This window comes from Deltaproteobacteria bacterium (assembly GCA_016219225.1).
GTDB lineage: Bacteria > Desulfobacterota > RBG-13-43-22 > RBG-13-43-22 > RBG-13-43-22 > RBG-13-43-22.
Genome location: JACRBX010000203.1, coordinates 1 through 12,507, shown reverse-complemented (window position 1 = coordinate 12,507; position 12,507 = coordinate 1). Strand labels below are relative to the sequence as shown.

Annotated in this window: 11 protein-coding genes; 4 read left to right on the top strand and 7 right to left on the bottom strand. The window is 50.8% G+C overall.

The genetic code is table 11. The annotated features are described in order from the left end of the window. The first annotated feature begins 215 nt into the window (after window positions 1–215). Window positions 216–1,205, top strand: a complete 990-nt coding sequence (selD, locus tag HY879_17545) for a selenide, water dikinase SelD (GenBank protein MBI5605143.1) — start codon at window positions 216–218, stop codon at window positions 1,203–1,205. 18 nt (window positions 1,206–1,223) lie between these two features. Then, a complete protein-coding gene (locus tag HY879_17540) occupies window positions 1,224–2,141 on the top strand; it encodes a cation transporter (protein ID MBI5605142.1) in 918 nt (305 codons plus the stop codon). Between the two features lie 29 nt (window positions 2,142–2,170). Here HY879_17540 and HY879_17535 read toward each other — a convergent pair whose 3' ends face one another. The 6 genes from HY879_17535 to HY879_17510 form a co-directional block, all read right to left on the bottom strand. After that, a complete protein-coding gene (locus HY879_17535) occupies window positions 2,171–3,547 on the bottom strand; it encodes an HD domain-containing protein (GenBank protein MBI5605141.1) in 1,377 nt (458 codons plus the stop codon). Then, the gene (locus tag HY879_17530; protein MBI5605140.1) at window positions 3,548–4,000 is read right to left on the bottom strand and encodes a response regulator; all 453 of its coding nucleotides are present in this window, start codon (window positions 3,998–4,000) and stop codon (window positions 3,548–3,550) included. It lies immediately after the preceding gene. 98 nt (window positions 4,001–4,098) lie between these two features. Next, complete coding sequence (locus HY879_17525) at window positions 4,099–4,506, bottom strand: GxxExxY protein (protein MBI5605139.1); 408 nt, start codon at window positions 4,504–4,506, stop codon at window positions 4,099–4,101. A gap of 61 nt (window positions 4,507–4,567) precedes the next feature. Then, window positions 4,568–7,480, bottom strand: coding sequence for a PAS domain S-box protein (locus HY879_17520; protein ID MBI5605138.1), 2,913 nt, complete (start codon window positions 7,478–7,480; stop codon window positions 4,568–4,570). Beyond that, entirely contained in the window at window positions 7,477–9,423 is a 1,947-nt protein-coding gene (locus HY879_17515) for a PAS domain S-box protein (protein MBI5605137.1), read from the bottom strand. The genes HY879_17520 and HY879_17515 overlap by 4 nt, the downstream gene beginning before the upstream one ends. A 146-nt stretch (window positions 9,424–9,569) precedes the next feature. Then, window positions 9,570–10,262 carry a lysophospholipid acyltransferase family protein gene (locus tag HY879_17510; protein ID MBI5605136.1) on the bottom strand — a complete coding sequence of 231 codons (693 nt, stop codon included), beginning with the start codon at window positions 10,260–10,262 and terminating at the stop codon, window positions 9,570–9,572. A gap of 498 nt (window positions 10,263–10,760) precedes the next feature. Between HY879_17510 and HY879_17505 the strand changes: the two genes are divergently transcribed. Further along, window positions 10,761–11,288 carry a hypothetical protein gene (locus HY879_17505; protein ID MBI5605135.1) on the top strand — a complete coding sequence of 176 codons (528 nt, stop codon included), beginning with the start codon at window positions 10,761–10,763 and terminating at the stop codon, window positions 11,286–11,288. Window positions 11,289–11,297: 9 nt separating this feature from the next. Then, window positions 11,298–11,702 carry a hypothetical protein gene (locus HY879_17500; GenBank protein ID MBI5605134.1) on the top strand — a complete coding sequence of 135 codons (405 nt, stop codon included), beginning with the start codon at window positions 11,298–11,300 and terminating at the stop codon, window positions 11,700–11,702. Window positions 11,703–11,717: 15 nt separating this feature from the next. Here HY879_17500 and HY879_17495 read toward each other — a convergent pair whose 3' ends face one another. Continuing rightward, window positions 11,718–12,446, bottom strand: coding sequence for an NTP transferase domain-containing protein (locus HY879_17495; protein ID MBI5605133.1), 729 nt, complete (start codon window positions 12,444–12,446; stop codon window positions 11,718–11,720). Between the last annotated feature and the right edge of the window lie 61 nt (window positions 12,447–12,507).

Below are 12,507 nucleotides of genomic sequence, written 5' to 3'. Positions count from 1 at the left end.
GGAATGACGGTCAAATCAAGGTTTGGTCTTCAAATGGAAAACATTAATTACTCGTTGTCGATACTGAAAACCCCCACTCCCGGAATTGTCGAACTCTGGGAGTCCCCCGGCAGAGCCGGGGGTTTACCTAAAAGCAATTATAAGGAGAAAAAATGATCGATGACCATCCTGTCAATTTGGTTAACGGCGCCAGGGCTGCCGGTTGAGCCTCCAAGCTGGGTCCGGGAGACCTGCAGGAAATTCTGGCCGACTTGCCTTTGGAAACCGATCCCAATCTATTGGTAGGCCGGGAGACCTCCGACGATGCCGGGGTCTATAAAATACGGGACGACCTGGCCCTGATCCAGACCCTCGATTTTTTTACCCCCATTGTCAACGACCCTTACCGGTTCGGGCAGATCGCTGCCGTCAATGCCTTGAGCGACATCTATGCCATGGGAGGCCGGCCTTTAACGGCCATGAATATTGTTTGTTTTCCCAAGAAGACCCTGGATAAATCGGTTTTAAAAGAGATTCTAAAAGGGGGGCTGGAAAAAATCCATGAAGCCGGGGCCCTGCTGGTGGGCGGCCACAGTGTGGACGATGTGGAATTAAAATACGGCCTTTCGGTAACCGGAATCGTTCATCCCGACAAAGTAATGGCCAATGCCGGGGCCCGGCCCGGGGATCGACTGATCCTGACCAAACCCATCGGAACCGGTATCATCGCCACGGCCTTGAAAGGAAAATTTGCCTCCCGGGAAGCGGAAGAGGCTATGATAGCCGTCATGATCGAACTCAACAGGAAGGGGGCCGAGGCCCTGCAGGAAGTAGGGGCCCATGGCTGCACCGACATCACCGGTTTCGGACTTCTCGGCCATGCCCTGGAGATGGCCCAGGCCAGCAAGTGCGCCATGACTGTTTATGCCTCTAAAGTTCCGATCATTCCCTATGCCCTGGAATATGCCCAAATGGGCATGGTGCCGGCCGGGACCCACGCCAATAGAAATTTTTGTCACCATTCCCTGAAGACGGACCCTGCTATTCCCGATTATCTGCTGGATATCCTCTCCGATGCCCAGACCTCCGGAGGGCTGCTGATCGCCGTGGCCTCCGATCGCGCTTCTTCCCTCCTGGAGAAACTGAAGGAAAGGGGGGTGGCCGAATCTGCTCTGATCGGAGAAATAACCGAACAGGACCCGGGAACCATATCTGTTTTGCCGTAGACGAAGTAATGATCAACAATGGACAGTAAACAAAAAGCTTCCTTATTTGCCATTATCTCCGCCCTTATTCTGGCCGGTAGCAAGTTTTCCACCGGTCTCATCTCGGGTTCCATGGCCGTGGTTTCATCCGGTCTGGACAGCCTGTTGGATGTGTTTATGTCGGCCATGAATTTCCTGGCTATCAGAAAAGCCATTCAACCTCCCGACAGCAACCATCCCTATGGACACGGTAAGGCGGAGAATCTGGCAGCCATATTGCAAACAATAGTCATCGTTTTCTCCGGCAGCTATATTATGGTAACCTCGGCTCAGAAATGGATTGGATATCAGAAAATACACTATTCCCCCCTGGATTTAGGTGTGATGCTTCTCTCCCTGGTTTTTAGTTTTTTTATTTCCAGACGTCTCAAAAAAACCGGAGAAATCACCGGTTCCCAGGCCTTGAAGGCCGATGCCCTTCACTATTCCAGCGATCTCTACTCCAATTCGGCTGCTTTGTTGGCCATTGTATTAACCTATGTTACAGGGCAGATCCTTTTTGATTTACTTTTTGCTGTCATCGTCGGCGGTATTATTATTTACTCGGCGGGGATGATCGCCAAAAAGGCCCTCTTCGGTTTAATGGATTCGTGCATTCCAAAGGAAACGGAAGAGCAACTGATCGACCTCCTGGAAGGAATGCCTTACCCCTTTGCCGGGTTTCATAAACTTCGAACCCGGATATCCGGCAGCAAAATCTATGGGGATTTGCATGTCTTGTTCTGCCGGATGCTAAAGGTAGATGAAGCCCATGACCGGACCCGTGAATTGGAATCCGAAATAACCCGAAAGATCCCTTCCATGGACATCATCATCCATATCGAGCCCTGCGAAGAACCTTGTGAGAACACCAGGGAAAGCTGTAAAATTCGCACCCCTCAAAAAAACCGGGGCTAAGAGGATTAGTCCGTCGCTTTCAAATAGTTTTACTCAAACCGGAATTTGTCCTCCCTAAAAAGTCGTAAGCAAACCTCCACCACCTCAGGGTCAAAGAGTATCCCCTTTTGTTTGGCGATCTCCTCCAGGGCCGTTTCAATTCCATGGGCCGGGCGGTAGGGGCGATGGGAAGCGATGGCCTCCACTACATCGGCTACAGCCAGGATTTTGGCCTCCGGGAGTATTTCCTCTCCTTTGAGCCCCTGGGGATAGCCCGATCCATTGATCCGCTCATGATGCTGCCAGACCATCTCGGCAATAGGCCAGGGGAATTCGATCTCTTTTAAAATCTCATAACCGGTCTGAGGATGAACTTTAATCAGACTGAATTCAATCTCGGTTAATTGAGTCGGTTTACTGAGGATCTCCGCCGGAACGGAGATCTTCCCCAAATCATGAATCACCCCGGCCATACGGACGCCGTTTATCTGGTCTTCCGAAAGCCCCATTTCGTCGGTTATGGCCTGGGCCAGATCGGCCACCCGGCGTTGATGACCAGCGGTATAAGGGTCTTTGGCTTCAACCGTTGCAGCCATGGCCTGAATGATCCCGGCCAAGGCCTTTTGTAATTTTTCCGCCTCTTCTATAATTTTCCCCTCGGCCTGTTTACGGTCGGTAATATCCCTAAAAATATGGATCACCCCTGCCTGATTGCTCCCGATTCCCCGAAGAGGAGAAGCGGTCAAAGAAAAATGCCCCCCCAATCTCGTTTCATAAAACTCGGTATAACGTTGTCGGCCATCTTCCAGAACCTGACGATGCGGACAGGGAGATATAGGCGACTGAAGCCCATGGATCAGATCATAACAACAGGCCCCGATCATCTCTTTGGGCGTCAGGTCCAGGCGATCGGCCAGGGCCCGGTTCACTCTGGATATACGGAATTGATGATCAATAATGGCGATCAAATCCGGTACGGAATCAAAGGTCCGCTCCCATTCCTCTTTGGCCTGAAGAATTTTTTCTTCCGCTTGCTTGCGTTTCCGGCGTCCCTCGGCCTCCTGCAATTCGCGACCCACAACCGGCACCAGTCGTTTCAGGTTCCCTTTCATGACATAATCATGGGCCCCGGCCTTCATGGCTTCCACGGCGGCCTCTTCGCCGATGGTCCCGGAAACGATAATAAACGGCAGGTCGAGTCCTTGTTCCCTTATCAGCTTCAAGGCCTCGATGTCGCTGAATCGGGGAAGCCGATGATCGGCCAGAATGATATCCCAGGACTGCTTTTCAAGGGCCGCCTTCAGGCCTTCGGCGGTTTCAACCCGTTCACAGACCGGATCATATCCGCCTCGTCGTAATTCCCGAAGGATGATCAGCATATCATTTTCTGAATCTTCAACCATCAATAGCCGGAGAACGGTGGCCATTTAAATCTTCCCTCCTTTCGGCGGCAACACATTAACGAGTAACCAGTATATCCCGAGTTGTTTGATGGCCTCAGAGAAATTTTCAAAGTCCACCGGTTTCTGCACATAGCTGTTGGCCCCGAGTTCATAACTCATCATCACATCTTGCTCTTCAATGGAGGAAGTAAGGACAATAACCGGCAATAGTCTGGTTCGCGTATCAGCCCGCAGTCGTCTGAGCACTTCCAGGCCGTTTACCTTCGGGAGCTTCAAATCCAATAAAACAATCGCCGGTAAAGCCTTTACATCCCTCCCGGCGTACCTGCCGGTCCCGAAAAGATAATCCAAAGCCTCCGCCCCATCCCGGGCCACCACTACTTCGTTGGCAATATTGTTTTTCTTAAAGGCCCGCAGGGTCAACAGCTCATCGTTGGGATTGTCTTCTACCAAAAGAATGGGTCCTTGTGACATAATTCCTCCGATATTTAAATGATTACGGCGATGAAAAACACGATTACTACGATTAATCATTGACGGCGATGAAAAACACGATTACTACGATTAATTATTTTTCATATCATTAGCCGCCTCACCTCACAACTTCTATTACCAAAATTAATAAGTAACCCCACTCTTAGGGCAGATGCCTTCAAATAAGAAATTACCTGGCTTTCAAATATTTTTGGCATCTTCCCCTCTATCGCTTTCAATTCAATGATCACCTTATTTTCAACCAAAAGATCGGCCCTGAATTTACCTACTGTCTTTCCTTCATATTTGACAACAAACTCTTTCTCAGTAAAAAATCCCAACTTCGATTTTTCCAATGCAATTATCAATGCATTCTTATAAATACGCTCAATAAACCCAGGACCTATTTGATTATGAACATGATAACAAGCCTCAATAATCTTGGCGGTTAGCGGATCCCTATCACGGTTATTATCTCTGTAATCATCCTCGATCAACGCCATCATCATATTTTCCCATCACTGTCATCATTTTTAATCGTTGTAATCGTGTTTTTTATCACTGTAATCGTTACACTGAAAGCGTAAAATAAAACGTCGCCCCCTTCTCCACTACCCCTTCACCCCAAACCCGGCCGCCGTGGCGGTGAATGATGCGTTTGACCGTGGCGAGCCCGATCCCCGTGCCTTCAAACTCGTTGGCCGAGTGAAGACGTTGAAAGGCCCCGAAAAGATGGTCGGCATAGGTCATGTCAAAACCGGCCCCGTCGTCGCGGACAAAAAAGGCCGTCTCCCCTTCAATTTGGATCGCTCCCACCTCGATCCTGGCCTGAAAATGCTTCCCGGTAAACTTCCAGGCATTTCGCAGGAGTTGTTCTATGACAATCTTTAACAGATTGACATCCCCCCGGGCAATCATCCCCGGCTGTATGACAAACTCAACCCGGCGCTCCGGATGGCCCCTTTTCAGCTCTTCGGAAATCGCTTGCGACAGGGCACTCAAATCCACATTGGATCGACGCAGTTCACTTCTGGTGACCCGTGACAATTTCAGCAAATCATCGATCAGTTCGGCCATATGCTGGCTCGCCGCCCGTATGCGTTTCAGAAAGTCCTGGCCCTGGTGGTCCAATTGATCAAAATTGTCTTCCAGCAAGGCCAGGCTCAGGCCATCGATCCCCCGTAAAGGGGCCCGCAGGTCGTGAGAAACAGAATAGGAAAAGGCCTCCAGTTCCTTATTGGCCGCCTCAAGCTGAGCGGTGCGTTCGATGATCCTCTGTTCCAGCGATTCATTCAACCGCTGAATTTCTTCCTCGGCCCGCTTGGATTCTGTGACGTCACGGGCGGTTGAAAGCGCCCCGATCACATTCCCCTGCTGATCCTTGAGCACACGGCACCACCAGGCCAGCAGCCGTTTTTCTCCGTCCTGACGCCTCTGCCAGCTTTCCACGTAAATCACATCCTCAACGCCGAAAAAAAGAGGTTGTACCATTTGGTAAGTTGTTTGTTCCCCTTCGAAATAAAAAGCAGCTTCCTTACCGATCACATCCTCTCCAAAAAACGCATAACCCGGCTGGTTGGCCCAGGTGTAAATTTTATTTTGATCCACTTCCATAATGATGTCGGGAATAGCCGACAAAAGGGCCTCCTGACGGGAGGTCAAGGTCTGCATGGTCTCCTCGGCCCGCTTGCGCTCGGTGATGTCCCGTCCGACGCCCAAAAAGCCCGTGGGCCGGCCCTCTTTATCCCGGAGCAGGGTAACGACCGCATCGGCCCAGAAGGTGCTTCCATCCTTACGAATAAGCTCGAATTCTCCGTTCACCGTGATCTCGGCTTTTGGATCGGCAAGCTTGTCCGCTGTCAGGTTGGCTGCCGCCAGGTTGGACATGACCACCAGAGATTCCGGAGTCAGGTGCCTTTCCAGGGGCATCCCGGCCAGCTCCTCAAGGGTATAGCCGAGGGTGCGGACCACCGAAGCGGAGATCCAGGTAATGCGGAAATTAAGGTCCATGAGCCAGACGGTGTCCCGGATATTTTCCGATATAATGCGGAGCTGCTCTTGACTCTCGCGCAAGGCCTTCTGGGCTGCCCGTTCTTCCGTCTGATCACGAAAAACCAGTACTACGCCGCGGATCGTCCCCGATTCACTCCGGATGGGGGCACCGCTGTCGGCGATAGGGCGTTCGGTCCCGTCTTTGGCGATCAGAAGGGTATGATTGGCCAGACCCACGACCACCCCTTCCCGCAATACGCGCTCCACCGGGTTCTCGACTTCGGCCCGGGTCTTTTCGTTAACGATCTGGAAAACCTGGGAAAGGGGCTTATCCAGGACTTCCGCTTCCTTCCAGCCGGTCAGTTGCTCGGCCACCGGGTTCATCTGTCTTACCCGGCCGGCCGGCCCGGTTGAGATAACCGCATCGCCGATGCTGTAAAGGGTGACCCGCGCTTCTTCCAGGGTCTCCGCCCTTTGGCGCTCGGCCAGAAAAAGGGCTTCAAAGGTTCTCTTACCTTTGTGTTTATAAATGAAAGCCGTGCCAGCACCGGACATCAGAATAAGGGCCAGGGTCAGGAACCCGATCAGACGGGCCCGGGCCGCCGCTTCGGCAAAAATCTCGTCCCGGTCCACTTTGGCCACCATGACCCAGGAGGAGTTCGGGATGCCCCGGATTTCAGACAATACCTTTACGCCGCGGTAATCGCCCCCTTCAAACATACCGGTCTGGCCGAGCACCCCTTGGACGGCCGGGACCCCGGTGCGGGACAGAGGGATACGCAGGGTCAGGGCCGGGTCGGTCCGGTGGCGGAGTATGTTCAAAAACAAGACGTCATCCCCTTCCTGACGAATAAGCAGGGTCTCGGCGCTTTTGCTCATAATGGGCCAGGTCTGGATAAGGGGGTAAAGGTAGTCCTCAGGGTGCGTCCGCAGGATAAGAACCGCGGCAGGCACCTCGGTGCGGTCAAGAATCGGAGCGGCTACATCCAAATGCACCTGTTTACAAACCGAGCAGCGGAAGAAATCCCCGAAAACCACCTGCCTGGCAGAGGACGTTTGGGAGACCAGCCGTTTCGTTTCTGATTCAAGATCGGTCAACCCGGGATTGAGTGTGAAAAGGACACGGCCATCCGTGGATGCCAGGATCACGTTTTCATACCCTGATGAATCCTTCAGTAATTGCAGTCGGGCCTTAATGCCGGACTTCAAACCGGCATTATCCGGACTTTTGAGCCACTGGACAACGGCCGATCGCAGGAAGGTAGCCGCTGCATTGAGCCGGGCATCGGCTATTCGCTCATTGCGCCAGAGGGTGATCTGGTTGGCCTTCAACTCGGCAACGGCCTTCAGATCATTATATGCATGACTCCGGATGGTTTGTATTTCGTGGCGGTAGAACCAATAGCCGCCAACCGCCAGGATCAGGGCGATCAAACTGAAAAGACCTATGAAGGCCCATTTCGAGGCACTTTTGAATTTGTGGATGTTCATGATGGAATCCGCCTGCCGGGGTCCTCTGCAGAACCGTTTTCAATAGCCGGCAAAGTCTTTATCTTCCGTTTCTGCTCATACATCAACCGGTCGGCCTCGGCCAGGAGCTGATCAATGGTAGGAGTGTCGTCAGGGTGATAGCAGGCCATACCTACGCTTAAGGAGAGCCGAAAGGGTTTTGTCCCTTTGCGGTTAAAGCCCTCCAGGGTGCTCTCCAATCTTGATATAAGTATATCCGGATCCAGATCGGCAGTGTCCAGGGCCAGAACGGCATATTCGTCTCCCCCCATCCGGCTGATGATGTCCGATTCCCTGAAGGTCTCTTTGAGAATAGCAGCAATGTCCATGAGCGCCTTATCTCCTTCCTGGTGTCCCAGATTATCGTTGATCCATTTCATGTTATCGATATCGGCGAAAAAAAGGAGCATCTCCTTTTTGGCCCTTTCCGCCACTTTAAGCTGTTGTTGAGAGAGGGCCAGGAATCCCCGACGATTGTACAAACCGGTCAGTTCGTCGATGATGATCATTTTATTAAGTTGCTCTTCCATGGCCTTGCGCTTGGTGATGTCGTTTAAAAAATTCAGTGTGGCCGGTTTCCCGTTCCAGGAAAATACCACTGAATTGATTTCCATCCATTTGATGTTTCCCTGCTTGTCTATAATCCGGAAAGGATAAATCTGGGGAAGATCTTCTCCTGTCAGTCTTTTCTGGTACCGTTCGAAGACCAGTCCCCGATCTTCGGGATGGATAAATTCGGTAAAGGGGGCGGCGGTCAACTCTTCTGTCGAATATCCGATGAGTTCTTCGATTTTGGGGTTATGATATTTAATCCTCCCGTTCTGGGCTACCAGAATACCCTCACTGGCGTTTTCCACCACCTGGCGGTACCTTTCCTCCGATTCTCTTAGAGCCTCTTCGGCCTTTTTACGGTTGGTAATATCGCTGATACTCGACAGAATGAAGGCCTGTTGGTTGATCGTGATGATCTCGGCCGAAAAAAGGCCTATTACAATCGCACCCGATTTTATTCGAAAAAGAAATTCCCTCCCTTGCATCTTACCGCCCTTGGATAATTCACCGACAACGGCAACACGATCTTCCTCGTTGACCCAGAGACGGAATTCGAAGGTTGTTTTGCCTATGACCTCCCGGCTTTCGTACCCTGTGATCTGTACAAAGGCTTCATTGACTTCAATGATACGGCCGTCGGACGCCCGGGTCAGCGTCATGGCATAAGGAGAAGAACGAAAAGCCTTGGCGAATTTCTCTTCCTGGAACTGAATGTCCAGAACCAAACTCCGGTTCACCATCAGGGTCAGGTTGTAGGCCAAAAAGATGAGCAGGAGTTGATAAGATATCAGTATGAGGGTATCGAACGTTCCGGATTTAAAAAAATCGTCGTCGGGTCGGGGGCCGGCCAGGAGGAAAATGATTCGAAGGATACTTATCAGAAAAAAAATCCCAAAAACCATTCCAACGCCCCGCATCACCCGGCGCAGGCCGGTTTGAACCCGGCGAAATACGAGCCAAACGCATTGAAAGCAAATAATCGAAAGGGCAATGGACAAAATGAGATTACGGCCCGTCAGATTGGGTTGAACAAAGGCAAAAAAGGTATGAATCAAGGGAAAAGCCGCCAGCAGAACATAGTTATGTATCTGGCGGCCTGGCTTTTCACCAAACCGCTCCAGGCCCATATACCCTGCCAGCGTCCCGGCAATGATCAGGGTATTGGATAGGACCATGGACATCCAATCCGGAATGGTGCCCCGCAAGACGACCAGAAACACTGCCGTCGTTTGGAAAACGAAATCGATGACCCAAAGAAAAGTTCCGTTAAATCGTTTCCGGCTGTGAAGCCACAACAGGATAACAACCCAGGTGCAAATGACATCTGTGGCCAGATGGCTGACCATAACCGTCCGTACGTCAAGGAAGTTCATAATGCACCTCTTTTAACCGGCCAGACACATTTTTCTGAATCCTTGATCCCCCGAATCCCCGAATCCTTTGCATACAGGGGATTTCCGGAACCAAAGTTTTTGGAATGAACAAAGCAATGGGTTATGGATTAAATTCCAGCCTTGGGTTAAGGCCTCCTGTCGGCAGGAGGACGATACCCGCAAATCTGATCCACTTCATCCGTAAGACGGTTCAAGATCTCTTCAACCTTTTGTCGATAAACTTCCAGGCCGGCCGGGTCCAATTTTTGGGGCACATAGATGGGATCGCTGCAGTTTATGGTGATCGGGGAAAAAGGCATCGGAATCATGGTCTTGTCCCAGCTCTTTTTGAAGGTCCAGACCCGGGGGGCCGACCAGATAATGGGAATTATGGGCACCCCGGTTTCCATTGCCAGGAGGATCATCCCTTTTTTGGCTATCCGTGCCGGTCCCCTGGGTCCATCCAGAACCGTGGCACAGGCCTTTCCGCCATTTTTCAGGTGATCGATCATTTCCCTGAGGGCCTCTGCCCCTCCCCGGCTGGAAGAACCCCGTACCGGTTGAACACCGAACTTTTGAGCAAAACAGGCCAGATATTCCCCATCCTTGCTCCGGCTGAACAAGATCATGGGACGAATAGGACCAAAAAAATTTACAAAAAAGATAGCCGAGCGATGCCAGGTTACGGCAATCACCTGGCGATCGGTATAGGCCCAATCCTTAAAAATTTCCGGTCGTATTATTCGGACCGGACAGGTCTTAAACCAGACCTTAAACAGGCCGGCAGCCGTATTGGTCGCTAAGGATATGGAAAGACGGTCCTTGAAAGAAAGGGTCATATCAGGTCAACCTTGTATTATAATAGCTGGAGCTCACCGGAATCCTTAACTAAGCACTCATGCTGGCCTCAAGCCAGCACCATGAAGGATGAAAATGGGTTTTCCGAACCTTGAACCGTATTTTCGAACTAAAGGGGCCGGATCCTAAAAAGTTTGACAGTAGTTTTCTTTTGTATCTAACGAGTATAAAGGAGGGAAGAAATGAGAGTCAAGGGGAAAACTCGACTGCGCCCCTTGATTATTCGAATCTTTTTGGTCCAATCTGTCAAAAATGAAGGAGGTAAAAAACTCGGCCGCCCAAACGGCACCTTTCAGCTTGTTTCCTCTTTGGGGATTTCCTCCCTTTTCTTACGCAGCCAGGGGATCATAGGAGAGATCCATGGGGTATGCTACCCCCTATTCCCAAGTATTTATTGCAAATTCAATTAGCGATTGGTATGCTATGGATGACCTGAAGTAGAGACATGTATTGCATTCAATTTTCCCGGAAAGCAGGCAATGGATACAGAAAAAATAAAATTTTATCTGAAAAGATTATCCGAAGCTTTGGGAAAAAAGGGAGTCCAGGGGGAGATCGTCATATACGGAGGAGCAGCCATGGTTCTGGTCTTAAATGCCAGGCCAAGTACAAAGGATGTAGATGCCGTTTTTGCCCCTAAGGAAATCATCTATCAGGCTGCGAAAGGAATAGAGGATTCGGAGGGTGCTCCTGAAAATTGGCTGAATGACGCTGTCAAAGGATTTATAAGCTCCCGGGATGAACATGTTCCTTTCTGGGATTTTCCAAATTTGAAAGTTTATACTGCGACACCACAGTATTTATTGGCCATGAAATGCATCAGTCTTCGGCTCGGAAGAGGAGATACGGACTTAGAAGATATCCGTTTTTTAATCGACCATCTTGGCATCAAATCGGCGACCGACCTACTTAATTTGGTAGAAAACTATTATCCCAGAAATCGGATCAGTCCGAAGACGCATTTTGCCATTGAAGAATTATTTGAAAATTTAAATCACTACGAATAAGGATTAGGTATGGCCGCTCCTCTTCTTTCACTTAGAGAATTGAGTAAAAAAATCAGATCTGAAATTTCCAGCGGTAAATTTCCAGACCACTTCCTTGGCGATTTCATAGATGATTTTCGCCACCGGGCCAAGTCCCGGGAAGAAAAATTGGCTTTGGTTGCGGAAAAACCGGAGTCGATTCAAACAAAAAAATTTAAAGACGCCGATGCTTATTTGGCTGCCTTGGCAGAATATTTATGTCGAGAAGCCGGGCTCCCGCCTCCTGCTTGGACGGAAAATCCTGAATATTTCCTTCATGAACCCTGGTTTGCGGGTGGACTGGAAAGCCTTAAGGCCATCCTCCTGGTCGAAAGCCCCGTCCCTTTCCGCAGACGAAATCTTTTTGTTTCAGCCAATGCCATGGACAGGGTGTGAATAATAACCGTTTTATTAGTTGGAATAGGATTGAAATTCATTCAGGGAATTCATGTTCAGGCAAACGAACGCATCATCGACAGAAACAAACGTCATCCGATCCACGGGAAGGGACCGGATTTGGAGGTCGAGGCGGGCCTCGGCAGAGGCGGGAGAAACCGTGGCGAGGCGTCTGAGAAAGGCCTGGGAAAGAAGAACGGGATGTCCTCCTTTGGATTGATAGCGGGGGATTACAGCCTCGACGGGTTCGCCGAATACCCCGGTCAGTCTTTCATAGACTTCCTTCTTCGGGCCGGGAACATCAACCGGAAGCACAAAGATTCCGGGGACAAGAAAATACCGTTCGGGGGTCGGGGGTCGGCGTTCGGCGAAAGCGAATTCCGGACCTTCTGGAAGTTGTCCGGAACAGGGAGGTTCAACAGGCAGGATCGAAATGGCGCTCAATAGCGAAGAGAACTGCCCCTGCTCTGGACTCGGATTAACGACTACCGAGACCTCGATCCCAAGTTGATGAACCGGCCGGTCCACTGCCGTCCGGAGCCAGGGGATCTTTTCAAAGTATTGTTCCTGGTGAAAACCCAGGACGATAACCGCCCGTTCTCCGGAAGCCGCTTGAAACCGCCTGAGCTGTTCGAGCAGCCAAAGGGTTCCCCGATAATCGAGCAGGCCCTTGGGGGTTCCCATCCGTGAGGATTGGCCCCCGGCCAGAAGGATCAGCGGGAATTGTCTGAGAGTATTTTCCATAAATGGTTAAAATCACAAACCGCGGTCCGGCGCGCTGTCCTGGCGGTTTTTTTCCTAAAAT